The sequence below is a fragment of the Cytobacillus spongiae genome, from assembly GCF_021390075.1.
This window is the reverse complement of the sequence record NZ_CP089997.1, coordinates 3,761,904-3,787,988: the sequence shown is the minus strand read 5'-3', so window position 1 is coordinate 3,787,988 and position 26,085 is coordinate 3,761,904. Positions and strand designations below refer to the sequence as shown.

17 protein-coding genes are annotated in these 26,085 nt (G+C 37.8%); 8 read left to right on the top strand and 9 right to left on the bottom strand.

Going from position 1 to position 26,085, the window contains the following annotated elements; all coding sequences use genetic code 11:
* Positions 1 to 40: 40 nt before the first annotated feature.
* Both LS684_RS19000 and csaB read right to left on the bottom strand, forming a co-directional pair.
* Entirely contained in the window at positions 41 to 1,210 is a 1,170-nt protein-coding gene (locus LS684_RS19000; RefSeq protein ID WP_233808450.1) for a glycosyltransferase family 4 protein, read from the bottom strand.
* A gap of 48 nt (positions 1,211 to 1,258) precedes the next feature.
* Positions 1,259 to 2,368: a polysaccharide pyruvyl transferase CsaB gene (gene csaB, locus LS684_RS18995; protein WP_233808449.1), complete on the bottom strand. Its 1,110-nt coding sequence runs from the start codon at positions 2,366 to 2,368 to the stop codon at positions 1,259 to 1,261.
* Positions 2,369 to 2,648: 280 nt separating this feature from the next.
* Between csaB and LS684_RS18990 the strand changes: the two genes are divergently transcribed.
* The 8 genes from LS684_RS18990 (at position 2,649) to LS684_RS18955 (ending at position 15,412) form a co-directional block, all read left to right on the top strand.
* Entirely contained in the window at positions 2,649 to 3,923 is a 1,275-nt protein-coding gene (locus LS684_RS18990) for a nucleotide sugar dehydrogenase (RefSeq protein WP_233808448.1), read from the top strand.
* Between the two features lie 24 nt (positions 3,924 to 3,947).
* The gene (locus LS684_RS18985; protein WP_233811706.1) at positions 3,948 to 4,667 is read left to right on the top strand and encodes a WecB/TagA/CpsF family glycosyltransferase; all 720 of its coding nucleotides are present in this window, start codon (positions 3,948 to 3,950) and stop codon (positions 4,665 to 4,667) included.
* Between the two features lie 32 nt (positions 4,668 to 4,699).
* Positions 4,700 to 5,794 (top strand): glycosyltransferase, encoded by a 1,095-nt coding sequence (locus LS684_RS18980; RefSeq protein ID WP_233808444.1) that lies wholly within the window; start codon positions 4,700 to 4,702, stop codon positions 5,792 to 5,794.
* An 89-nt stretch (positions 5,795 to 5,883) separates the two neighbouring features.
* Positions 5,884 to 7,272, top strand: a complete 1,389-nt coding sequence (locus LS684_RS18975; RefSeq protein WP_233808442.1) for an O-antigen ligase family protein — start codon at positions 5,884 to 5,886, stop codon at positions 7,270 to 7,272.
* 561 nt (positions 7,273 to 7,833) lie between these two features.
* Positions 7,834 to 11,526, top strand: coding sequence for an S-layer homology domain-containing protein (locus LS684_RS18970; RefSeq protein ID WP_233808437.1), 3,693 nt, complete (start codon positions 7,834 to 7,836; stop codon positions 11,524 to 11,526).
* A gap of 121 nt (positions 11,527 to 11,647) precedes the next feature.
* Positions 11,648 to 12,025: a hypothetical protein gene (locus tag LS684_RS18965; protein WP_233808434.1), complete on the top strand. Its 378-nt coding sequence runs from the start codon at positions 11,648 to 11,650 to the stop codon at positions 12,023 to 12,025.
* Positions 12,026 to 13,265: 1,240 nt separating this feature from the next.
* Positions 13,266 to 14,804: a YifB family Mg chelatase-like AAA ATPase gene (locus tag LS684_RS18960; RefSeq protein WP_233808425.1), complete on the top strand. Its 1,539-nt coding sequence runs from the start codon at positions 13,266 to 13,268 to the stop codon at positions 14,802 to 14,804.
* Positions 14,804 to 15,412 carry a transposase gene (locus LS684_RS18955; RefSeq protein ID WP_233808424.1) on the top strand — a complete coding sequence of 203 codons (609 nt, stop codon included), beginning with the start codon at positions 14,804 to 14,806 and terminating at the stop codon, positions 15,410 to 15,412. The genes LS684_RS18960 and LS684_RS18955 overlap by 1 nt, the downstream gene beginning before the upstream one ends.
* A 114-nt stretch (positions 15,413 to 15,526) precedes the next feature.
* Here the strand turns inward: LS684_RS18955 and LS684_RS18950 are convergent, their stop codons facing one another.
* From LS684_RS18950 to LS684_RS18920, 7 genes are all read right to left on the bottom strand, one after another.
* A complete protein-coding gene (locus tag LS684_RS18950) occupies positions 15,527 to 15,682 on the bottom strand; it encodes a hypothetical protein (protein ID WP_233808421.1) in 156 nt (51 codons plus the stop codon).
* A 17-nt stretch (positions 15,683 to 15,699) separates the two neighbouring features.
* Complete coding sequence (locus tag LS684_RS18945; protein ID WP_233808420.1) at positions 15,700 to 16,557, bottom strand: GIY-YIG nuclease family protein; 858 nt, start codon at positions 16,555 to 16,557, stop codon at positions 15,700 to 15,702.
* Between the two features lie 377 nt (positions 16,558 to 16,934).
* Positions 16,935 to 18,401, bottom strand: coding sequence for an S-layer homology domain-containing protein (locus LS684_RS18940; RefSeq protein ID WP_233808419.1), 1,467 nt, complete (start codon positions 18,399 to 18,401; stop codon positions 16,935 to 16,937).
* A 645-nt stretch (positions 18,402 to 19,046) separates the two neighbouring features.
* Positions 19,047 to 19,418 carry a DUF2750 domain-containing protein gene (locus LS684_RS18935; RefSeq protein ID WP_233808418.1) on the bottom strand — a complete coding sequence of 124 codons (372 nt, stop codon included), beginning with the start codon at positions 19,416 to 19,418 and terminating at the stop codon, positions 19,047 to 19,049.
* 17 nt (positions 19,419 to 19,435) lie between these two features.
* Entirely contained in the window at positions 19,436 to 20,458 is a 1,023-nt protein-coding gene (locus tag LS684_RS18930; protein WP_489886020.1) for a polymorphic toxin type 8 domain-containing protein, read from the bottom strand.
* Positions 20,459 to 20,548: 90 nt separating this feature from the next.
* Positions 20,549 to 20,953 (bottom strand): DUF4279 domain-containing protein, encoded by a 405-nt coding sequence (locus LS684_RS18925; RefSeq protein WP_233808414.1) that lies wholly within the window; start codon positions 20,951 to 20,953, stop codon positions 20,549 to 20,551.
* Positions 20,954 to 20,967: 14 nt separating this feature from the next.
* The gene (locus tag LS684_RS18920; protein ID WP_233808413.1) at positions 20,968 to 25,746 is read right to left on the bottom strand and encodes a DNRLRE domain-containing protein; all 4,779 of its coding nucleotides are present in this window, start codon (positions 25,744 to 25,746) and stop codon (positions 20,968 to 20,970) included.
* Positions 25,747 to 26,085 lie beyond the last annotated feature (339 nt).

Here is a 26,085-nt window from a genome sequence, read left to right as displayed (position 1 = left end):
GATGAAAGCTTTAGCAAGGTTAGCCCTGTTGGTTAAGTTATTACTCTAATGCACTTAGATAAATTTCTTCATACTTTTTGGCAGCGGCTATGTGGGAGTATTCATCTTCAATTTTTTTGCGTGCTTTTGCTGCCATTTCTTCCCCTTTATCAGGGTGGTTTAAGTAGAAAAGAACCCCTTCAGCAAGCTGCTCCACATTCTTTTCTTCTACTAGTAGCCCATCTTCCTCGTGGTTGACAATTTCCTTTAATCCACCAACTGCACATGCGACAAGAGGAGAGCCAGAACCCATTGCTTCAAGAGCAGAGATCGATGTTGCCTCTTCCACACCTGCCGAATGAACGCTTGGAACAAGAACAATATCTGCTAATGCATAGTAATCCTTTACCTTCTCATGTGGGATGGCACCAAGCAGATCCACTTTGTCCTCCATCCCATGCTCAGCGACGATTTTCTTAATTTCAGCCATGGCTTCACCGCTACCGGCATAGATTAAGCGTGTGTTTGGGTATTTTTCTAAGATAGCTGGCATCGCTAATGCAGGATAGATTACCCCATTTTTCTTCGTTAATCGACGAGGAACAAATAGGATGTTTTCATCCTTCAGAATTCCGTATTTCTCACGAAGTGCCTGCTTGTTTTCTTTATCTGGCTTGAAGCTATTAATGTCAATGAAGTTACGGATTGCTATTCCATCAACTCCGGACATTTCTTTTACATATTCTTTTAAGCGCTGGTCAACGGTCACAATTTTTCTTGTCCCTTTATAGGCTTGTACCTCAACAGCTTGCATTTCCTTCGCTTCTGGGCTTCCTTCAATAATGGAGCCTTTACTAACCGACTCAAATGCCATGTAGCCATGCACAGTGGATACAGTTGGAATGCCTGTTTCTAGCGCAGCAAGTGTCGTAAAAGGATCTTGCGCATTAATCACGTCATAGAGCTTATGCTTATTTTTTTCAATCAAGGCTTGAAGAAGCTTTTTTCGAACCTTATGGCTCCACAGAATACCGCGGCCTTTTTTCATTTTATTCATTACGTAGCTTGGTCCCTGTGCATATACCTTTCGCACAACCGGTGGAACGTTCGTAAAGGATAATACATCTACTTCATGACCGCGCTCTTCCAGCCCAGCCTTTAATGTAGTCACATGAGTCGATAATCCACCCGCATGTGGATAGTCGTACGCGGTTGCAATGAGAATTTTCATTTCTTGCACCTCATTTATTTTATTTGTTAGGATCTGTGTGAAAATTTCTTACTTAATAAAATTCTCCTGTAGCAGTTCAACGTTGCGAACGGCTTCTTTTCTCATCTCGGCTGCATTGTGCTTTACAATCGCACGATTTTCATCCAGATGATCTAAGAGATACAACGCGTTTGTTGAAAGCTTTTCTACATCCATTTCCTCTAGTACTGCAGAGTATTCCCACATTCCACTACGCTTCAAAAGGCTTTCGACCTTTTTATCATAGCTCAGTCCAATATGTGGGATTCCCATAATCGTTGAGAAAATAAGTGCATGTAATCTCATTCCAATTGTTAGCTGACATTCCCCAATAAAGTTTAAATATTGGTTTGGTGTGAAATTGGTCCCAAGGATATGGCACTTATCAGAGTGCTTCATATGTGCTAACACTTTTTTACTCGCGTCATCGTCATGATGGCCTTCCATCGGTACGAAAACAGGGGTAACCCCTTTTTCTTCTATTAATGTATCAAGAATTTCCGCCATTTGCTCAAATTGCTTAACCTTCTCAAACCAAGGACGAACCGATACGGCAACAAGATTGTCTTTTTGTGAAAGTGGTAAGCTATCAATACAAGCTGTATCCTTCTTCGGGTGAAAAGCAAAAACAATATCCGCTGTTACAACGGTATCTGGACGGTTAACACCGAGCTTATGAATCAAATCTTTCGAGAACTGATCGCGAACAGTTACGAAGTCTGCCATATTCGCAAACACTTTCATTAAGATTTTTCCCCAAGTGGAATTGACAGGGCCAATTCCTTGAGAAAAGAACATCACCTTTGTTCCGCAAAGCTTGGCAAGGAATACAATAAGCAGGTAGTAAGGTAAAGGACCGAAAATAAATTTCGTTGGATATGTATCCTGAAGCAATCCGCCTCCACCGCTAATGAGCAGATCGGCTTCCTTTAATGCGTTCACTTTTCCTTTGAAATCATGTCGCCAGCCGCGGTATACACTTTTGACATCGTGCTCTTTCGCTGTTTGCTCGGGTGATAAAGAAAAAACGGTAATATCTGGTTCATTTAAATGCTCGCGTAAATTATCTACAATGGATTCTAATATGGCTTCGTCACCAGTATTGCCAAGGCCATAAAATCCTGAAATCACAATCTTCAAAGAAGTGTTTCCTCCTTATAATAAATAGTCAGTCTGCGTATGTGTGTTTGTAATTATTCGTAACATAAAAGAAAGGTGCCCACTGAAGTCGTGCTGCACCGCAAAGCTACACAATATTTTAACATTTAAATGTCAACCATTCAATGTCAATGATGCAAGGTCTGTCAAGATTTGATATACTATGTTAGATATTGTAGTTATTTCATAGAAATTGTTCGAAGGAAATATCGATTTTGTGCAGTTTCTACATTATATAGAATTAAAAGAGAGGTCCTATGAAATGAAAAAGATTTGTGTAATCGGATTAGGATATATTGGTTTACCGACTTCAGCCATTTTTGCTAAAGCAGGCTATGAAGTGGTCGGAATGGATGTAAGTGAGCGTGTGGTAGAATCTCTAAATAAAGGTGAAGTTCACATAGAAGAAGTAGGTCTTCCTGAGCTAGTAAAGGAAGTAGTGGAAGCAGGAAAGCTTCGTGGTTCAACAACTCCTGAAGAAGCGGACGTATTTATTATTGCCGTTCCAACGCCAATACATGAAGACTTTACGGCAAATATTGATTATGTAGTCAGCGCAACAAAATCGATCGTTCCTTACTTGAAAAAAGGAAATGTCGTCATTGTTGAGTCAACGATTCCTCCTCGTACAATGGATGACGTGGTTGCGCCAATCTTAATGGAAAATGGGTTCGATACGCAGAATGATATCTATTTAGCCCATTGCCCTGAGCGTGTTCTTCCAGGACGTATTTTAATCGAGCTTATTGAAAATACGCGCATTGTCGGTGGAACGACTCCAGTAGCGGCGAAAAAAGCAGGAGATGTATACCGTGCCGTCGTAACTGGTGATGTGATCGAAACAGAAGCATTGACAGCTGAAATGTCAAAGCTAATGGAAAATACATTCCGTGACGTGAATATTGCTTTAGCCAATGAACTAGCAAAGATTAGTCAAAAGCTAGGTGTGAACGCACACGCTGTGATTGAGCTTGCCAATAAGCATCCCCGCGTCAATATCCATCAGCCAGGACCTGGTGTTGGTGGACATTGCCTTGCGGTTGACCCATATTTCATCGTGGAAAAAGCCCAAGCAGAATCGCCGTTAATTCAAGAATCTCGTAGAATTAACAATTCAATGCCTGATTTTGTCGTAGAGCAAATCGAGAAGCTAACGGTTCAAGTAGCCAAGCCGAAAATTGCTGTATTTGGGTTAACATACAAAGGAAACATTGATGATGTTCGTGAAAGCCCTGCAATTGAAATATATGAAAAGCTTGCTCACAATCCACGCTTTGAGGTTCATGCGTATGATCCACATGTTCAAAACGAACAGGTTCCATTCGAGCTTTCTTCATTTGAAGAAGCCGTTAAGGGTGCCCATGTGGTGGCGATTTTAGCTGACCATAATGAATTTAAACAATTAACAGCAGATGACTTCTCAAGCATGGCTTCACCGGTTGTCTTTGATACAAAGAATTGCACTAGTTTAGCTGGTGATTTTGTAAAGCTCTACCGTATCGGAGATCTTTCCATGCTACAGCCAATTCAACTATAAGAGTGATAGAAAGTGATGGATCACATGAATAAAGAGCAATATCTAGGGGTGAAGGTTTCACCCCTCAATTATGAAGAAATCATAGATGATATAAAAAGCCGCATGCAAGCAGGGGAGCAATCAACCATAATTGCCGTAAACCCTGAAAAAGTCATGACAGCATCCCAAAACGCAGAGCTATTAGACTTAATAAATAATTCTACCTATCAAATTCCGGATGGAGTTGGAATTCTTCTTGCTTCCAAGCTAAAGGGCGGCAACATTCGTTCCCGCGTCACAGGCGTTGATATGATGGAACGGCTCATTCGTTTTGCGTCAGAAGAAGGAAGAAAAGTCTTCCTTTATGGGGCAAAGGAAGAGGTCGTAACAGAAGCGAAACGAAAGCTCGAAGAAACGTATCCAAGCCTAATGATCTCTGGCTATGAAAATGGGTACGTGAAGGATCATGATGCGCTCGTCGAGAAAATCAATGCTTCTGAAGCAGAGCTTCTTTTTGTCGCGATGGGAAGCCCAAGGCAGGAGCTGTGGATTCGAGAGCATATGCCAAAGCTGAATGTCAAAGTGTTTCAAGGTGTTGGAGGTAGCTTTGATGTGTTTTCCGGAAGAGTCAAGCGGGCGCCAGCCTTCTTCCAAAAGCTTGGACTAGAATGGTTGTATCGATTAATCAAGGACCCAAAACGTCTGAAGAGGCAAATGAATCTGCCTCGCTTCTTACTAAAGGTTCTTTTTAGCAAAGGATCATAAGAAGGAGAAATCCAGGAAGGAAGGAGGTAGCTATGAAGGTCTTACATTTAATTAGTGGTGGTGAAACGGGAGGCTCGCGAAAGCATGTGATTACGCTTCTTTCTCAGTTTCCAAAGGATACCGTAGCACTTGCTGTTCTTCAGGAAGGAGCCCTGTCACAGGAGGCAAGGGAAGCAGGAATTGAGGTCGCACTATTTAAGCAAGCCTCTCGCTATGATGTATCTGTATTAAACCAGGTGGTTCGATATATGGAGTCAGAGGGCTTTGATATTCTCCATACACACGGAGCGCGTGCAAATTTATTTGGTCTTTATATTGCCAGCAGGGTAAAGAAAAAATGGGTGACGACGGTCCATAGTGATCCTAGCTTAGACTTTATGAAATCAGGTATCAAAGGGACTATTTTCACCAAGCTTCATTTGATGGCCTTAAAGCGGATGGATCATTATTTTGCTGTATCTGAAGTGTTCAAATCGAATTTAGTCGGTATGGGCATTCCAAAGAAGCAGATTCAAACGATTTATAATGGTATCCATTTTTCGCAGGATAAAGCAGTTCCAGTCCCAAGGCAATCGCTAGGTGTGTCAGACGAGAATTTTGTCATTACCATGGTTGCGAGACTTCATCCAATTAAAGGGCATGAGCTTGTATTTCAAGCAATTAAGGAATTGAATAACCCTCGTGTGAAGCTTCTACTAGTAGGGGACGGCCCAATCCGAAGGGAGCTAGAAGACAAGGTGAAGGCATTTGGTCTTTTAGAGCAGGTTCATTTCTTAGGTTTCCGAAAGGATGTGGATCGCGTCTATGCGGCTTCCACTATCGGACTGCTCGCATCCTATAGCGAAAGCTTTCCTTTAGCATTATTAGAAGCGGCTAATCAACGCATCCCTTTAATAACTACCGATGTGGGTGGTGTCAAGGAATTAGTCACAAACGGTGAGACTGGCTGGATTGTCCCAGTTGGAGAAGTAGAACAGTTGAAAAAGGCCATCCAGCAGTCTTATGAGCTGTGGATGAGTGATGATTTAGTCTCTTACGGTGAACGACTATACCATCATGCAGCTTCTCGATTTTCTCTCGAGCAAATTTACACAGATACGATGAATACCTACCATGCAATAGTATAGGAAAAAATTAGAGTTGTACGAGTGTTTCGTATCGTGTAAGCTATTCAAGGGAAAAGAGAGACCAATCATCATATTAAGGAGCTTCAAGAATGGAAAATAATAATAAATTAACATACTATTTTGTGCTTGCTAGCTTGTTTCTGATTCCAATCGTTTATTTCAAAGCGTATATTGGACCGATTCCATTATCCGTTGAAATAATCCTGATTCCACTCGTAACCCTAGCAGCCGTTTATGAGTTTTTTAAAGGAAGACTTCGTTTCAATCAATTAAGGATTTGGCCCCTAGCAGGTGCCTTTGCCCTATTCTTGCTGATATCACTTGTCTCAATTGTAAATGCAGTGGATCTAAAAGCGGCGATTATGGAAATTGCCCGCTATCTATCCTATGTCGTGTTGTTTCTAATTGTCGCAAAGGTTGATTTTAGCAAGAAGCAATATATGGGGTTCTTTAAGGCATTTGGAGCAGCCGTCATTATTGTTGGACTATTTGGTGTTTTACAATACATCTTTAATTTTTCATTAAACAAAGCAGGCTTATATGCGCTACAGGATGCGAAAGGTCGTGTAGATTCGACTTTAGTGAATCCTAACTATTTCTCTGCGTATTTAAACTTTATCATTCCAACGCTATTGCTGCTTTCAGTTGTTTATTTGAAAAACAGAGCTGCTCAGCTATTCATGTTTGCCATTTATGCCATCTATGTGATTGACGTTATTTTAACCTACACGCGTGCGGCATGGGTAACCATGGCTTGTGCGTTCATTCTAGCGGTTATTTTAATTCCGAAGTTATTCTTTAAAAATGTCATAAAGCCTCATATTTTAATTTCTTTCCTAGTTCTGTTTACAGTCGTATTCTTTATGCCTGATTTTCAGTCTAGAACAAGCTCGGCTCTTTATGCGATTGAAAAGCTCATCCCAATTGGCAGTCCAGGTGCTGGCGATAACGGTGATTTAGCAGGTGAAGAGATCGATGAAGAAGACCAGGAAGAAATCGATGAAGAGGATTCTACAACGAACAAAGCGGTTGTATCTCGTATTACCCTATGGAAGACAGGCTGGTATATGCTGAAAGATAACCCAGTCCTAGGAGTAGGGATGGGGAATTACTATGCACGTTATAAGGATTATGTGACAAAGTATCCTGAGCTAGATATTGGTCATGATAGCTATTCTGTTCATAACTCTTATTTGAAAGTAGGAGCGGAAACAGGGTTTATCGGCTTAGTTTCGTTCTTGCTTATCTATATTCTGTATTTCTTAATGATTATCAAACTATACTTTAAGCAAAATGTCTTAGGTAAGGTCTTAAGTGTAGGGCTATTTGCAGGAAGCGTGTGCTATATGGTCCAGAACCTGTCGAATAACCTCATCTTTATTCCACAGCTGAACGTGATCTTCTGGCTCGTAGCGGGACTTATGCTAGCCTTCCTCTATCGAAACCAACAAGAGCATATGGGAGCGAAACCATACTAATAATAAAACCACTCTGCCAGTTCTGGTAGGGTGGTTTTTTGTTTTGTATTAGGGTTTTGAAATACCTACTGTACTAACATTTGGGATAAGTCAATTCGTAATATTGATTAGAAAATATATGTAATCACTAAGTATATATACCTTGTTAAGTATATTGGAATAACCTCAAACTCCCTATAAAACTTACATTTAATCAGTAAATATGGTCTTTTTAACTTTTTTATTAAAAAACTTCCAATTATTTAAAGAAGTATGTATAATATAGAAGTGCAATCCAATACAGGTTAACACAGATAACTGTTCCTCTATATTCCTACATACTTAATAATTGGTAATAATTACAGAATGAGGATTTTGTAAAAAATAGTTGAATTTTAGTAGTATTTTGGTAGAATAGAACCAAGTTTAAATTTTCTATTTCTACCAGATAGTTCTTTCAACTAAAAGAATTACCAGTTTAAGAGAAATAGAGTTTAGATGAGATCGGGTGTTACCTACTGGTGAGCAATCATCAGTATTATACAAAAAAACTTTTTTTCAAAACGGGGAGGAAATATTACAATGGCTTACCAACCAAAGTCTTACCGTAAGTTCGTAGCAACTGCTGCTACTGCAACTTTAGTTGCATCTGCTGTTGCGCCAGCTGCTGCTGCAGGATTTTCTGATGTATCAGAGCGTTATGCAGAGTCAGTAAATTATTTAGTAGAAAACAATATTGCAAGTGGTCTTACTGCAACTACTTTTGGTGTATCAAAAGAAGTTAAGCGTGTAGACGCTGCTGTAATGCTTGCTAAAGCTCTAGGCCTTGATGGCGCTGACGCTCCAGATGCTGGCTTCGGTGACGTTCCAGATCGTGCGAAAGATGCGGTTAACGCTCTTAAAGCTGCTGGATTCATCAACGGAAAGACAGCTACTTCATTCGGATCTGATGCTCCATTAACTCGTGGAGAATTAGCTATCATCCTTTCAAACGCATATAGCTTAACAGGCGAAGGCGAATTAACTTTCAGCGATGTTAACGATCGTTATGCAGCTGCTGTAAAAGCATTAGTTGCTAATGAAATCACAAGCGGTAAAACAGCTACTTCTTTCGGAACTAGCGACGCTGTAAAACGTGGAGAGTTTGCGATCTTCTTACATAAGGCAGATACGCTTGTAGCAGCTCCAATGGTAACTGGAATTTCTTCAATCGACAGCACTCACTTATTAGTGACTGTTAAAGGTGAAGTTTCTGAAATCTCTAAAGAAGACTTCGCATTCGATGGCGGTTTAGAAGTTGTAGCTGCTGAAATCGTAACTGAAGGATCTACAGCTGATGAAGAAAAATTCACTTCTATTAAATTAACTACTTCTACTCAAGAAGCTGGTAAAACTTACAACCTAGTATCTTTCTTAGGTAAAAAAGTAACTGAAGGACCAAAGGTTGAAGTACCTGCGACTCCAATGGTTACTGAGGTAAGTGCGAATAACGTTAGAGTAATCACTGTATCTTTCAATAAAGCATTAGACAGCGACACTGTTACAACTGCTAACTTTGCAATTGATAACAACGTTACAACTTCAAACGTTGTATTATCAGCTGACAAAAAGACAGTTCATGTAGTAGCTGGTGCTAACCTAACTGATGGTAAAGAATATAAATTAACTGTTAAGAATGTTAAAGATTCAGCTGGAACTGCTGTAGCTTCTACTGACAAAACATTCAAGCCAGTTGACGCTGGAATCCCAACAATTAAGAGTGTAACTGCACTTGGTGCAACTACATTACGCGTTGAGTTTTCTGAGCCGGTACAAACAAACATTTCAACTGCTGGTAACTTCTTCGAAATCGACGAAGCAGCAATCACTGCAACTGCAACTGCTGTTGACGCTACTAACACTGCGTTCAATGTAGTATTATCTGCTCCAATTGCAGCTGGAGAGCACAAAATCAAAAATAAAGGTACAATCCAAGACTACGCTGGATATGTTGTACCTATCGTAGAACAAAAATTCACTGTTTCAAATGACACTGCAGTACCATCTGTAAGCAGCATTGAAGTTGTTAACCAACGTCAGATTAAAGTTACATTCAATAAGCAAATCAACTTAGGTGAAGCTACTGACTACTCTGCAAACTTTGCATTCAGCGAGTACAGCAATGGTGCTGCTAGATACGCTGCTGATTCAACTAACACTGTAGACGCTGTAGATTCTTCTAAAACATCTTACTATGTAAACTTTAACTCTAACCCGCTACCAGCTGGTAAAAAAGTGTACTTCCTAGTAGATGGCGATGGATCTGATTCAACTGTTGACTTAAAAGATTTCTCTTCTAATCCAGTTAAGAATTCTGAGTGGGTATTAACAGGAGATGTTGTTGCTGAAGCAACTGCTAAAGTTACAGAAGCTAAATCTGCTTCAGATAGCAGTGTAACAGTTTACTTTGACAAGCCAATGAACGCTACTGAAGTTGTTAAAGCTACAAACTATGAACTTAAAGATGCTGATGGTGATGATGTAATCACTACTAACGGATCTTACACAGCTAACACAGATGGTAAAGGGTACCGTGTAACTTTCACATTAGCTTCAGTACAACCAACTGGTACTTATGAAGTAACTTACAAAAACTTAAAAGACGGTTTAGGCAATACATTAGCTGATGGTAAAGTATCAGTTTCTATCGTAGATTCAACAACTCCTTCAATTAGTGCTGCTTATGGTACTAGTAACTCTTCAACTTATGAGCAAGTTTTATATGTTGACTTCTCAGAGAATATGTCATTCTCAGGAGCTAACAGTGTACTAAATACTGCTAAGTATGAGTTTGAAGTTGATGGAAGTGGAACTGATTGGGCACAGCCTACTAACCACACTATCGAAGCTTACAAAGTAAATGATAAGCGTGTTAAATTAGTAATTAAGCCTAAAGCTGGTGTTACATCACTATTCTTAAGTGACAGTGACTTTGATGTACGTCTTGGTTTAGTTGCTGATGCTGAAGGTAATGTAATTCCTACTTACATCACTAAAGAAACTATTAACCTAAATGCACATAATGATGTATATGATTTAAATAACAGTGCTACTCAACTAAAAGCTGTAGATTTAGTAGCGGCTAACAAAGTTCAAATTAAAGTAGCTGGTAAATTCGAAGCAATCACAACTGGTGATTTCGTAGTTTACAATGCTGCAACTACTACTTATGCAAACGTTGCTGCATTAAACAGTGGTACAGCTGGTGCGAATGGCTTAATCTTAGGTCAAACTAAAGCTGAAGCTTCTTATAGCTCAACTACTGGTTTAACTACTTTCACATTAACATTAGCTAAAGATGTTGATTTAGTTGGAGACAGCGTATACGTAGCAGTATCTCCAAACCCAACAGCTAAAGATGTTGCTGGAATTGGATTTACAGCTGACGAGGTTCTTAACCCAGGTGGAACAGCTGCTGTAGCTGCTGCTAACAAAATTGCTCCACAGGTTGTTCGTGCGAGCTTAGTTGATACTGATACAATTGCAGTTGAGTTCGATGATAGCATGGCTGCTGTATTAGCGAGCGACTTTGTAGTTACAAAAGGTACTGACACTAAGAATTTAGTTAAGACTGCTGTAGCAACTGGTCAATATGATGGAGCAACAGTATGGTATTTCGACATTGACAATACTGATGTAAATGTTACTGATCTTAAATTAAGTGTTAAAGAAAGTGCTCAATCTGCTAAAGCTGGTAACTATAAGTTAGCTAAGACTGAAACAGCAATTGATGTTAAGAACTTTGGTGCAACTGCAACTACAATTACTAATGAAGGTACAAGTGGTCTAGATGCAAATGCTGCTAAAGCTTCTGCTGATTCATTCAAATTTACATTTGATACAGCTCTTGATGCAACATCAATCGGAACTTTCACTTCAGGTGTATTAACTGCTGCAACTACTGCAACTTTAGCTCAAAATGCTTCTGCTGCTGATACATTAACTGTTGGAAACTTAGGTGTAATTTCATTTAATGACGAAACAGTTAACGCTTCTAACGAAGCAGTTACTGCTGCTGGTACAACTAAAGAGAGCTACAAGTTAGAGATGGCTTCTGATGAAAAATCTGTAACTCTATGGTATACTGATTTAGGTACTACAGCTGCAGCGATTGACGATACTGCATTTACAGTTATTACATTCAAAACTGATGCTGGATTAAAAACTAAATCTGGTTACTACTTTAACGTTGATAAATTAGTTGTTAATGCAACTGGTACTGGTAGCTTAGAATAATTCACTTATTCTAACAATACAGGATAAAATAAAACACTCTGTAGAGATTTCTTTACAGAGTGTTTTATTTTTCTTTCCAATTTTTTTTGATTACTGATATATATATTAATTAGGAGGAATTATGTTTAGAAATATACTAATATTATTAGTGATTTTCTTATTTACTTTTATAGCAGGCTGCTCGAATGTTGAAGAGGAAAAACAGGATTTAAACAAATCACAAGATAAAACCTCCGAGCATGGTTCAAAAGAGATTATGCAAAATGAAAAGTATACAGAAATGGTACTAGACGAAGAGGGGGTCAAGAACGGACAAGTTTATGAGGAAAATGGGGTTGTTTTTGGGGCACTTGTATTAGAAGAAATAGTTAGTGATGAAAGAGCAAAAGAATTGGCAAATAAGTATGCACAAGAATTAAAAAATGAATACAAGAATTTAAAAGTAAACGTTCAAGCAGTACGTAATGGGGAAAACGTAGCAAACATAACAATCGATTAAAGATCTAGAGAATATATGTTGTCTGTTATTGTGCTATTGGGGTCAGACGCACACTGCGATAGTGTTTGAAAGTGTATAGAGTAAAGTAGCCCTGTAGAATTTGAAGCCTCTGCAGGGCTTTTCTTTTGGGAACAGTGCCTGTCACTCCCCGAAATATGTCGAAGAACGATTAGGAAGGCTCTGTGGAGAGAAATCTCTACAGGGCTTTTTATTTAGCGAAAGTTTTTTTAGTAGCTCTATAATCTTCATTGTTTACAATAAGGATATTCAGTCTTATGGTTTCATTAATAACTGAATGTAAGGTCTTAAAGTATTTCAAAATATGTCTATCCTTAATGTATATTAGATAGGTCTATGATTTTCCATAACTTGACAAGAATGAACTATACAAGTAATATAATATGCAAATGGTTAGTTTCTCCGCTACCGATATTGGCAGAGCTGCTAACAAAATTGAACGTCAGATAGCTTTTCCCCGCTACCGAGTATTGCAGGGCTGAGCTATCTTTTTTGGTATGGTGCCTAGGAAATGGTACCTGTTACCACTAAATTTTTGTTGAATTTTTTATACTATAAATAAAAATGTCGACATGGGAAGAGTGCCAGTCACTCCCCGAAATATGTCGAAAGACGAATAGGAAGGCTCTGTGGAGAGAAATCTCTACAGGGCTTTTTATTTAGCGAAAGTTTTTTTAGTAGCTCTATAATCTTCATTGTTTACAATTGGGAACTGTGCCTGTCACTCCCCGAAATATGTCGAAAGACGAATAGGAAGGCTCTGTGGAGAGAAATCTCTACAGGGGGGAACAGTGCCTGTCACTCCCCGAAATATGTCGAAAGACGAATAGGAAGGCTCTGTGGAGAGAAATCTCTACAGGGCTTTTTATTTGGAAATGGAAGAGTGCCAGTAACCACCCGAATTTTGTCGAATTTGTATTGTGATAAATGAAAAGGCAAGTCAGTCATTTGATGAAAGTGTTTGTCTGAATCTTAATGTATTCGTATGAAATTTTCTGAAATGGAAGGAATTTATTTATTAGAGTCGAATTTTATAAAAGAGTCATCAAGAAACAACAATCTTCCAAATCCAATCCTAGAACCAATCCACTAAATCCCCTCATTTAATTCATTTAGCCAGTTTTTCACCAAGTCTTATTTTCCTGCATAATAAGAATGTTTCTCCATTCGCATTTTTTCTATATCTATACGTAAAAATCATAGACACAAGGAGGTCTTTTATTTGACTGTAAAAATTGCTAGTATTGGTCTGAAAGGGTTGGAAGGATACCTAGTTCAAGTGGAAATACAAATTTCGCATGGAACAGAATCGATGGTGATTGTTGGGCTACCAGACACATCGGTGAAGGAGTCAAAGGAACGAGTGTTATCTGCCATAAGAACATTAGGTTGTGATACGACGGAACAAAAAATAATAGTCAATTTATCGCCTTCAGAACAAAAGAAAAATGGACCGCTATTTGATTTGGCAATGGCAATCGGAGTATTGAAAGAAAGGGGATATATAAAGGAAGAAATTCCACATGATGCGGCATTTATCGGAGCATTATCTCTAGATGGTACGGTCGCTAAAGTGGAAGGGATGCTACCTGCAGTGATTGCAGCTAAAGGTTTAGGAATTAAACTCGTCTTTCTTCCATATGATCCACTGATTCCTATTGACTTGTTAGAAGGCATAGAGTATATGGTGGTACACCATATTAATGATGTAATACAGTGCATAAGTGGAAAAGGACAAGTTTCCCTACCTCTACAGGAAGTGAATCCACCATTAGAAGATACGATTTCCACGTATGAGTGCCACAAGGATTTTTCACATATTATTGGTCATGAACAAGCGAAACAGGCATTGGAGATAGCAGCTGCTGGAGGGCATAATGTCTTAATGAGTGGTCCTCCCGGTTGTGGCAAAAGCTTGCTTGCTGAAACGTTTCCTTCCATTCTTCCCTCGCTGACAAAATCTGCACAATTAGAAGTCATTAGCTTATATCAGCTTGCACAGGAAAAACTTCCAACTTCCTCAATTGCCCCATATAGACATCCTCATCACTCTGCTTCTTCCATTGCTATTATTGGGGGTGGCTCCTATCCAAAGCCAGGAGAAATTTCATTAGCTCATCATGGTGTATTGTTTCTTGACGAAATGGCTGAATTTACAAAGAAATCGTTGGATATGTTAAGGCAGCCACTTGAAACAGGAAAAGTCACCATTAGTCGTGCGCACTCTACTGTCACCTATCCAGCCTCTTTTATTCTTATTGGTGCAATGAACCCTTGTCCTTGCGGGTATCTTGGATCCAACACCCAATATTGTACGTGCACACCGAAACAAATCCAAGCCTACCGAAATCGTGTGTCTGGTCCTGTTTATGACCGAATTGATATTCTGCTCACGTTAAAGTCTGTGAATCTGGATCAGCCCTTTAATAGAAGAGAGACATCTTTAGAAATCAGACAGAGGGTAGAAAAAGCAAGGGAGAGAGAATATGCTCGCTATCAGGCTGAAATATGTAATGCAAAAGTTCCTTATGAACAATTAACAAGGTCAAGTCCATTAACAGAGAGTCAGCAAAAAATGATCACCCAAGTTTCATCGAAACAACAATGGAGCAATCGTGTTCAAATAAAGATTATTCGACTTGCTAGAACAATATCTGATTTAGCAGGTGAATCAAATATAACGGATGAAAGCATCTGGAAAGCGATTACATTAAGGAGAAACAGCCTACAAAAATCAGAATTGAAAGCGAGGGAAAACTAATGCCTCGCACTAAAAGAATCTGGATTCAGCACCGATTCTATCATATCGTCTGCAGGGGCAATCGACGAGATCCCCTTTTTCGCTCCGCTGCAGATTTTAATGCCTTTCTCCATATCCTTTATCAGCTTCATGAAAAAGTCCCTTTTGAACTCGTTTCCTATTGTCTAATGACCAATCATTTTCATCTACAACTACGTTCTAAAGAAGTTCCTTTGTCAAAAATGATGGCATTGATAAATAAGCGATATGCGAACTATTACAACACACGTTATCGCATGACTGGACACGTATTCGAAAAGCGTTTTTATGATAAAATGATTGAGGATAAAGAAGGGATGATTGAAGTCAGCCGTTATATTCATTTAAACCCAGTTGAAGCAAAAATGGTCAAGAGGCCAGAATATTATCTTTGGAGTAGTTACTTCTTATATCTATATCCGAATGCTAATCCGCAAAGATTTATGAATATCGATCATATACTAAATCTTTATATAGGGACAGATGAGGAAAAGAGAAGGTTATATTGTGAGTCGATAGGGAAAATAGTAGCTGAAAGATCCAGTGGGACAGGTACCTCGTCCCACTATTGTAAATGCAGTAGGTACTAACATAGAAATCCATTTCAAAGGAGTTGTTATTTCATTTAATACAGAAATTGCAATAGCTGTAGAAGCAAGAAATAAAGATAATAAGCTAAATTGATGAGTTTATATCTTTTATTGTCAGTTTAGATATGCAGATAATTTCATAAGCTGCCCAATAGAAAGATCTTTTATTAATTCATTACACTGAATTTCGTTCTCACAGTCTAATAATTTTCTAGTCCTGCTATAGACTATTTCCTCTTTCAAAAAATCTTTTAAAACTTGCTCACTCATTGTATTCACTCCTGGAACTAGTTTAAATTCAAACCAAAATTACGAGTTCCTAATTTTTCTTTATATCTTTGTTCTATAAAAACTACTTCTGTGCTTGTCATGGACAATGGGAGAGTCTTTAAAATAGTAAAACAAAGGTTATTTAAGGCATATGAATCATTAACAATAAGGTTTATTAGTTCTTTATTACCACCATGCCCAGTTTCGGAGTAGTTCTTCCATCGACCTAGAATGCCTTCTTTGCCTGAAGCAGATCCAACATATTGTTGACCTGTTCTTTGATCAACTATTAAATAAATTCCGGAAACAGAAGAAAGCATTAAGTGCCATTCTTTATTGGCGATGGGGTTGTCCATTATATCCTTTAGTTCATTAAAAGTTATAATAAGTTCATCAAATCCAGGAAAGTGTTTTACGTAGCCTTTAGGGAGAATTTCTATAATCTCTTTATCTTTTCCAGGTTCATCTTTCAACCACTGTGCCCAATTTATAGCACCCTTCCCCCAATTTATGACAACTCTTTCTTTTAAGTCCTTAAATAAATCTACCTCTTCTAAGTCATATATGTAGTTACTATCTTTGAAACTATTGCGATATATAAATGTATCTGGTATATCCCATTCCTTTGTTGCTTTGTACCCGAGAACTTTATAGACTCCCAATAGACGAGCTTGATTACTTGGTAAACCTATAAATGAAATAACATAGCTACAATCATGAAAAACAGGGGTCTCTTGATGTTTTTGATAATAGTTTAACTGGCCAAGCTTGTAGAGTTTGTCAATATCAAATCTCTTATCCTTGTGACGTACTAATTTTATTTTCTCACTACAATCAAGACCTCTTAAAGTAAGAATTTCAGATAAAGTTAACATTATATCACCCTTAGACCAAAATATGTATCTATTGTATCATGATTTCCTCAAAAGTTTTATTATGGTTCATCACCAAAAGTCGGGGATGACAAAATTAACGCCCAGTTTCTAAGGAACAGTGCCTGTCACTCCCCGAAATAATCTAATCATTTCGATTCATGGTACTATCATGATGACCGACTATTTCATGTTTTGGTCCAATTTGGTCCTTATATTGTATCCCTGTGACCATTTTCACATCAGGATCTAGTTTATCGTTTTTCGCTTCTGAAGGTTACGCTGCAAGTGCATAATTGGAAGGGATTAAGCTGTTCAATATTAGAACAGCTAAAATTACAAAGATATATTTTCTGAACCTTTCTCTATTCGTTCAATATTTAACTCTCCCATCCAAGTAATCCTTTTTCTAGAGGATAGTTAGCAACCTCAAAACGTTGTGCATAGATCATTTCTCTCCAATATAAACCTAATTGTTCTACTACAGATTTAAAAGGTACATATACAACATTTCCCTCAACTTTCACAACATCTGATAAAGAAACAGGATTTCCGTTTAACAAAGCTGTTGAACTGTTTGGTGTTAGCTGTAATTCTTTGTTTCCATACTTTACTGTTAAGGCATCAGAAGAAACAGTGACTAAGCTTGTATCATTAAACATAGATTTTACATCTACATAGTAGTCATTATTTTTAGCCTGTTTCACAACAGATTTCATTGTTTCAATATCTACCTTCCCTTTGTGATAAGTAACAAGGTCTTGATATTTTCCTGGAATGTCAATTAAAAATTTTCCTTCTTCTTTCGGTGGGGCAGGGATCTGATTGTCTAATACTTTGTTAAACATATTAGTCTGATTGGTAAATTCTTGCGGATACCATTCCGATTCTTTAAAAGCCACTCCATTGATTGATACATATTCGAATTTTGGAAAACCTTGAATGTATTGAGTTCCTGCACTTTCCAATTCAAGTAATATATATGAATTGAAATAATCAGAAGGTGTTTTCATTAATACATCACCTGCATTATTGGGATCATGAATGTCTCCATAAAATTCTTCTACAAGGTCTTTCTCAACTACTTTACCTTGTACTCGTTTTAATAACTTCCACTCTCCTACTTCCTCTACTAATTGATCGTATGTGTAATTTCTTAAATCCCCAACTGGATATTGAGGTTGATCTACCACCTTTCCTTCAAGAACATTTAGCATCCTCCAAATAAATACACTGGAAGTTGCTCGGTCTGCATATTCACTTGGAGCAAAGGTGTTATTTCCTTTCCCTGCAATGATTCCGTATTTAGTCATACGTTTTACAGATTCCAACGCATATGCAGGAATAGAACCGTTGTCATTGAACGACAGATTAGATGAATCAGTATACTTCCCTTTAATTTGCATTGCTCGGTCAATCATAACTGCAATATCAGCCCTTGATACTTCCTTGTCGGGCAAAACGTATCCATCTGATGTGCCTTTTATGATTCCTACTGCGGCAGCTTTACTTACTCCATCATATAGAGATTTAGACTTAGGTAAGTCTTTAAAATTTGAATCCGCATTTGGTAGGTTTAAAGCTCTTGCAAGTAATGTTGCAAATTGTCCTCTAGTTACCATATGGTTAGGCTTAAATGTACCGTCTTTGTAACCGGAGATTACATCCCGCTTTACTAGGTCATAAATCGCTTCATGGGCAAATGAACTTGTTTGTACATCATTAAATTTCATTGATGCAGCTTCAACATTGTATGCTTCTTTTTGAAACGGTGTTGAGATAGGTGCAACAAGTAATGTGCTTCCTAGTACTGTAGATATTACAACTTTCTTCATTTTTGTATTCATATTACCTACTCCCTCAATAAAGTTTTATTGTTCAATTCAAGGTACTACTTCCTTTATTTTTAAGGTAATAATTTCCTAATACTAGTATAATAGGATTATCAATTTCATGCAAAAAGGTCCAAGGGGAAAGGCCCAAGGGGACAGGTACCTCGTCCCATATTGGAGAGAACCTAAAGGGGTTTATTTGAAAAATGGACTCACAAGACTTGTTCCTTGAGCCAATCTGCAGTTTTGAATACGGAAATGAAGAAAGCTCTGTGGAAAGTAAAATCTCTGCAGAGTTTTTTATGTTTAGGTGTCATAGGGGACAGATCCCTTGCTAAAATTTCTGTCACAGTTCTTATTGATGTTTTGTGGCTCATTTTCGATAATTGGAAGTAGTTAATATATTTCAGACTTCTTTTTAAACACCTACCTAAAGGGAATCTTCCATAATTATTGTTGACTTGACTTAATATTGGTTTTTCCCAAGTGGCCACACTCTATCTGGGACGAGGTACCTGTCCCCTTGGCCCTCTTATACATTTTTGCCCCACGCAAAAACACCTCCGAATTAACACTTTAATTAAGTGTACCATTTCGAAGGTGTTTTATAGTGTCTCATTTATCTAGGTTAGTCTATAGGAAGAGGTGGCTTTGTATTTCCTAGTAATCGTTTAGTTCCTCTTCTAAATCAGATAATAACCTATTAGGATCAACTACAGTAGAATCGTTATTATACCAAAAAACCGCTATTTTTAATCTATCATTACTCATTCCAGGAACCCACTTATTTATAAAATCATCTAAGTGTATTTTTTGAGGTTTATAATCTTTCCACTGTTCTACACAACATAAATCTGCAAATTCACTTTTAGGCCAAAACGGGACTAATACTTCCCCTTCTGAATTTTCCGTAGTTGCCCAACCATCCTTATATAATCCCCATATTTCTTCAAAATCAACAACTTTTTTTATAAAGTATCCATACCTTTTAGATGCTGGAAGATTTATTACTGCATTAACTTCTTTATTCACACTATCTCTACTCCTTCTTAGTATCCATGAATTCTATGCTGAGTTCTATGGCTCCTTATTGTTTGCAAATCACTATATTTATAACCATATCCCTTCTTTGCTTCAAAGCCATATCTATGTCTCAAATGATGTCCTTTAGGTACTCTAATAGATTTTCTTTTCCCTCGTTTTATTTGATTTATATCCCGTTTAATCTCTCCCCGAATACTTCTGGAAATCTTATCATCATTTGCCAATTCTCTTAGCCTTGCTTGTTTTCCACTTCTTCCTTTGTTTTTTGATTTTTTTAAAGAAGATTTTAATTTTCCTTTATATTTTTTAGCAGCATATTTAATACCTTTTTTTGCCACATATTTAACAACGTACCGTCCACCGACATACACAAGAACAGCCACAAGTGGATGCTCTCCATCAGGATCATCCAACATCACTGGATTATTCTGTACATATAAATATGGATGCTGGCTAATAGGATCTTCCGGTTCTCCCGGTTCTGGGTCAATGGATAGAAATATTCCTTCGTTTGGTTTGTAATAGCGTGCGATCAAGTAATAAAGGTCAGTTTCATTGTCATAGCGGTAGGAAGCATAACGATAAGGGTTTTCATCAGCCATCGGACCGCTTTTTGAGAGAATGTTCCCCCAGGCGTCATAGGTATATGATGCAACAATATTTCCAGCCGCATCTGTTAAGGCTGTAACATCTTTATGTTCGTTTAGTAAATAATAATAAGTTTGTCCATCCTTTGTCATCGTCAATGGACGACCTGAATCATCATAACTGTATTCAGCCGTAATGGTGCCGGTATCATTAGTTTCGAAAAGCACCTGATTTTCATCGTAATGATAATATGTCGTTTGGCCATTAATTGTTTTGCTTATTCGTTTACTGTCCTCATTATATGTGTATGTTGCCACTGTCTGGCCGCTGAGTGTCTGGATTTCTACCAGCTCGTTTAGTTTATTATACACATACTTGTAGCTTCCATCCTGCGTACGGTTTCCATTTTGGTCATAAGTATATGGGGGACAAGGGGACAGGTTCCTTGTCCCTTAAATTATTTTTAATTGGTTTATAGGTTTTTGATTTATTTTGTAAAACATATTGTTGATTAAGATACAAGCATATTTCTAAGAAAATAAATATAAATCTATATCTATCTCTGCTGAAATTTTATTAATGAAACCTATTAAGGTTGACTCGAAATACATAGCAGGTACATTTTCTTCTTGAACCTTTATTGTGATGGATAACAAATAATCAAGGTTTAATTTTTTCTTTAAAAAAATTAATTCCTCTCTTTTATTTTGAAGTTTATATAAAATTTTTTTAATCTGTTCATTTATGTCAAAGGACTCTTCAAACCCAGAACTAATTGACCAACAAGTTTCCTTGCGTACTAAATTACGATTTTTTATCGGGTCACCTTTATGATAAAATTCACAAGGAATCAGTCCTAAAACATTTGAAACTTCCTCTTCTTGGAAGTCCTCTCCAATTATATTAAATTCTGCACAAATTTCTGTTCCAGCCATTTTATCAGAACCTCCTACTTAATATACTCACCAGTTGGAATTCCAGTTCCTTTACCACCTTTCTTATATATATATAACTGTCCAGTCCTCTTATCTTTATAAATATCGTACTGAGAAATCTTTGCTTTTTTACCGAGTACCTCTTTTTTTAGTTGGTGAGCATCTATTCCTTTACGCTTTAAATAACTGTCATTAACTTTCTGAATATTAAGTTTTGTTTTGGTTTTTACCTTTTCAGATGGTAATTTACCCTTATAGTTTCTTTTAATTTTTCCTTTATATTTTTTTGCGTAGTATTTCACTGCCTTCTTGGCTACATACTTTACCACGTATCGTCCACCAACAAAAACCAAGTAAGCTACGTATGGATTTTCACCATCTGGATCGTCTAACATTACTGGATTGTTTTGCACATAAACATATGGGTGTTGGCTAATTGGAGTGTCTGTTTCTCCTGGTTGAGGATCAACAGACAAAAATACTCCTTCTTTTGGTTCGTAATAGCGTGCGACTAAGTAGTATAGGTCTGTTTCATTATCATAACGGTAGGAAGCATAGCGATATGGGTTCTCATCCGCCAACGCCCCACTTTTCGAGAGAATGTTCCCCCAGGCGTCATAGGTATATGAGGCAACAATATTTCCAGATGCATCTGTTAAGGCTGTGACATCCTTATGTTCGTTTAGTAAATAATAATAAGTTTGGCCATCCTTTGTCATCGTCAATGGACGACCAGAATCATCATAACTATATTCAACTGTAATAGATCCATAAGCATTCGTTTCAAAAAGGACTTGGTTTTCATCGTAATGATAATAGGTCGTTTGCCCATTAATTGTTTTGCTAATACGTTTACTGTCTTCATTATATGTGTATGTTGCCACTGTCTGGCCGCTGAGTGTCTGGACTTCAACCAGCTCGTTTAGTTTATTATACACATACTTATAGCTTCCATCCTGCGTACGGTTTCCATTTTGGTCATAAGTATAGGTTTGTGCATCTGATGCTGTTAGTTGGTTATTGTCATTATAAGAATAAGTCTTCGTTGTTGTCTGACCATTTTCTTCCGTCATTTGTTTTGTTCGGTTTCCTACTACATCGTACTCATATGTAATAGACTTACCGTCTACTGTTGTTTCTTGGATCAGTTGGTTATTGCTATCATATTGAAACGTGGCTGTACCAGTATTAGAGGTAACAGATGTAATATTTCCTCGTGTATCATATTCATACGTAAAGGTATCAACAGTAGTTGTTCCTTTTTTTATCGTTAAAGTCTTTAGCTGGCCTGCAACATCATATTCATATATAGATAAAATCCCATTTACATATGAAATTGTAGCCAACGAATCAGTTTTGTTATACGTAAGAGAGACTTGGCTGGCTCCATTTCGTTTGATATGTGTGAGGCGTTCTAGATTATCAATTGTATAGGCTTGAGTAAACGACTGTGTGTTAGATCGACCTATTGTATGAGTGGCAACTCCTGTTCCATCAAATACATATTCAATAGACTGGCTACCGAGTGTGGAATTAGTTAATTTATTGTTCTTATCATAAGAAAGGGTCTCTTTTGCACCTGTAACCACATTCAAAATGGAATCGATATTGCCATTCGCATTATAGGTATACGTCCATTTTCTTGAACCATTTACGGCTACATGAACGAGTTGATTATTCTGGCTGTAAATGTTTTGCAGCTTGTCTCCTGAAGGAAGTACGGTTTCTGTTGTATTCCCATTTTCATCATAAACAAATGATGTGGTTTGTCCTAGTGGCTCTTTTCTCGTTGACAGCTGGTTTTGGGCATTATACGTGAAAAGAGTCTGTTTCATTGCAGCATTTGTCGCTGTTATCAAATTACCATTGGCATCATAATCATAGGAGGTTATGTTGCCCTTTGCATCTTTTACTTGTGTCAGCAAATTCCGAAGGTCATAAGTGTAATTGATTGTATTTAACGCCGGATCAGTGACACTTGTTGTGTTTCCATATTTATCTTGAATCGTAGTTGTGGTCCGCCCCAAAGGGTCAGTTACAGACCTTTGATAGTTTTTATTTGCATCATATTCATAATTTTCTTTCGTTCCATCCGAAAATGTAGTACTAATTAAATTTCCATAGCTATCATACTCATTGATGGTTTTTTCATTTGCAGGATTGATCACCTCAATTAGATCCCCTGCACTATTGTAAACGTTCGTTGTTTTACCTTTTGAATCGGCGATCGTCAGTGGCTGGCTAAATTCATTGTACGTATATGTAACTGTATTCCCCATCGGATCTTTGGTTGTCAATAGGTTCCCTTTACTGTCATAGGTATTAATCGTCTGATTTCCCAATGCATCTGTTTGGGTAATCGGATTATAATTTTCATCGTATTCGGTGCTTGTGGCATTTCCGAGAGGATCGATCGTTTCAAGAATAACATAATTGGTATCTAACAAATACTCTGTCTGGTTCCCATTCGGATCCGTTTCGGTAGCAGTATAGTTTGCTATATCATAGGAATACGTTGTGTTAGAAAGACCTGTATCCGAAATGGTTGGCTGCTGTACATTTGTTAAGAATCCGTTTGTATATGTGTAATTTGTTGCCTGATTATTCGCGTCAATTACGGAAATTAATTCACCGTTTGCATTATAATCGAAAGTTGTAACAGAACCTGTTGTTCCATCTTTATAAATAGTAGATGTTTTTAAATAGCCGTTTGCATCATACGTATAAGCTGTTTTCTTGGTTCCTTCAAAGCTCGTGGAAACAATACGGCCATTTTGATAGTCCAATGTTAATGTACGGCCAGATGCATCGGTAATACCTGTTAATGTACCATCCGCTTGACGCTGATACGTAATTTTGTTCTTATTCCTGTCTTCTTCATAATCGATTCGGTAAATTCGGCTTGGTGCTTCAGGATCTTTAATCAGATCACGAAAAACCGTCCGATTCCCATTAAAGTCAGCTAAAACAAAGGAGTCGGTATTCGCTTTGGTCAAAGACAAATATAGACCAGGTGGAGCTTTATACGTTCCGGTCGATGTGTCATATGTGAAAAGGTGAACCGTTCCATCTTCCTGCTGATAGAGAACATCATTATTAGGATATTGGGTTACCGTATCGCTGCCCGTATAGGACCATCCATAGCCAATCGGTGAATCCTCCACAGCTTTGGAATTGTATGTTCGGGAGAAAGAAAAGCCGGAATTTCCACGTCCACTGAGAGAAAAATCAGTGGTTTCGAAAACCAGATTACCAGTTCCAAGATTTACATAGCCTTGTCCATCAGAAAGTTCATGCTCTGCATACGACCAATAATCTTCTAAACCTAGTCGGCTAACAGGATAATATACAATTGTCAGCTTGGGTGAATATTTCAAATCACCGGTTGCCCCAGAAGCATCACCGGAATAAAACTTTTTGTACGTCGCAAGTGATTCATTCTGAGCTTTTAGCATCAAGCCTAAATTCTGAGATGGCTGATTAATCCAATTCTGGACGATATCTGCGCTAATCGGCCATTTAAATAATGGAGGCTCTGGAAGTGTTGTATCAAGTGCTCCAATCGTCTGTACGGAAAGGCTAAAAGGTGTGTAATCACCGCCACTGTTAGTCCAAAGGTCGCTTAATGTTCGGCGGTTCCACGTTGCTCGGTTTTCCTCCCAGGCATTGCTCATTTCAAGGAGCTGAATAACGGATGCTGTATCATTCCATACAGATGAAAGTCGGAGACTTAACTGAGCACTCATAATATTCGCGCCTTTAGGCAATGTTCCAACATCAAATTGAAGGAGCGATCGAACAATATTGTTGGAGGTACTATGAAGACCTGCTCCTAGTTCCAAATCGGCTCCGCCTGTTGTATTTGGCAAGGCACTTCGGATCGTTGTATCGTTCAAGTCATTTTTAGGCTGGAATACTTTCACAGTAGGGTCAAGAACAACAGGGTATACCCGCTCCGATGCTTTCAGCCATTCCATATTAGGTTTCAGTGTAAGGATTAGTTTGTCTCCACTTTGCTCGGCATGCATTTCAATTTGATCACTCCATGCCCCTTCCGGCATTGGCGTCTCCAAATTAGATACAAATCCTTCCGGCTTCGATGAATCCATCATAAAAGGCTTTTCAATGGCAAAAAGACGTTCTTTTGAGGAAGAATCCAATAAGTATAAGTAGCCATCTTCTGTTTTTTCGAGTATTAATCCATTTATATCAAACTGAAACTTATATTCTAACGGCTGGTCACCACTTGGCTGTTCCTTTAATAAAATATCTTCTTTAATTTTGCTGTTACTAACGCTATATGAGAGGTCTGTATTGGGATAAACCTCTTTGTATATAACCTTATTTTCTTCTACCAGAGCAGGGACTTCCGCTGCAAGTTCTCCATTTTGCTCAACCGAGTCAATTTCTACAGCTTTACCTTGTTGTTCAATAGACATAAGGGGCTGATTTGGTTCAGTTTTTGAAGAGAAGGATGCATCAAATTCATTTTGTTTATTGTGAAAACGTCCTGTTTCTGTTTTAGTTAATGTATTATCAATTGGTTCCCATTTTTTGGTTTCTTCGTTTTGAACATGAATTGGTTCCGAGTAAATTTCCATTCTGTAAGAACCATCTTCCTGTTTAAAGACTTGAGATGTAGCCGTCCGTTTTTCAACAATTTCTTGCTCTTGTTGAAAAGAAGGCACTATAACTTCTTTTTTTTCTGATGAAGTTGCCTTCACATCGTTTTGCTGCGGTACCACACTGAATAACAATGTAGCAACTAGTAATTTTGCAATAATTTTATTCAAGCATATCCCTCCAAATCTATGTAACTAAAAATAGTATAAAAGTTAATATTTCAATTTACATAGGGACAATTGATTATTTTGTAATTTTTTTAATAGTATTGTTACAATTGTATTTGAGTGAAAATCTAGTACGCTCCATAAGATAGCTTTTTTTGTATTTTAGGAGAATTTTATGACAGCACTAAGATGGAATTTAATAGGATAATAAACAAAACCCAATCATTTCCTGTCAGCGGAAGAGGCTAAAAAAAAGCCCTTTAAAGATTTCTCTCCAAAGAGCTTTTCTTATACTGGGACAAGGTACCTGTCCCCTTGTCCCATAATGAAATGACCTTTGAA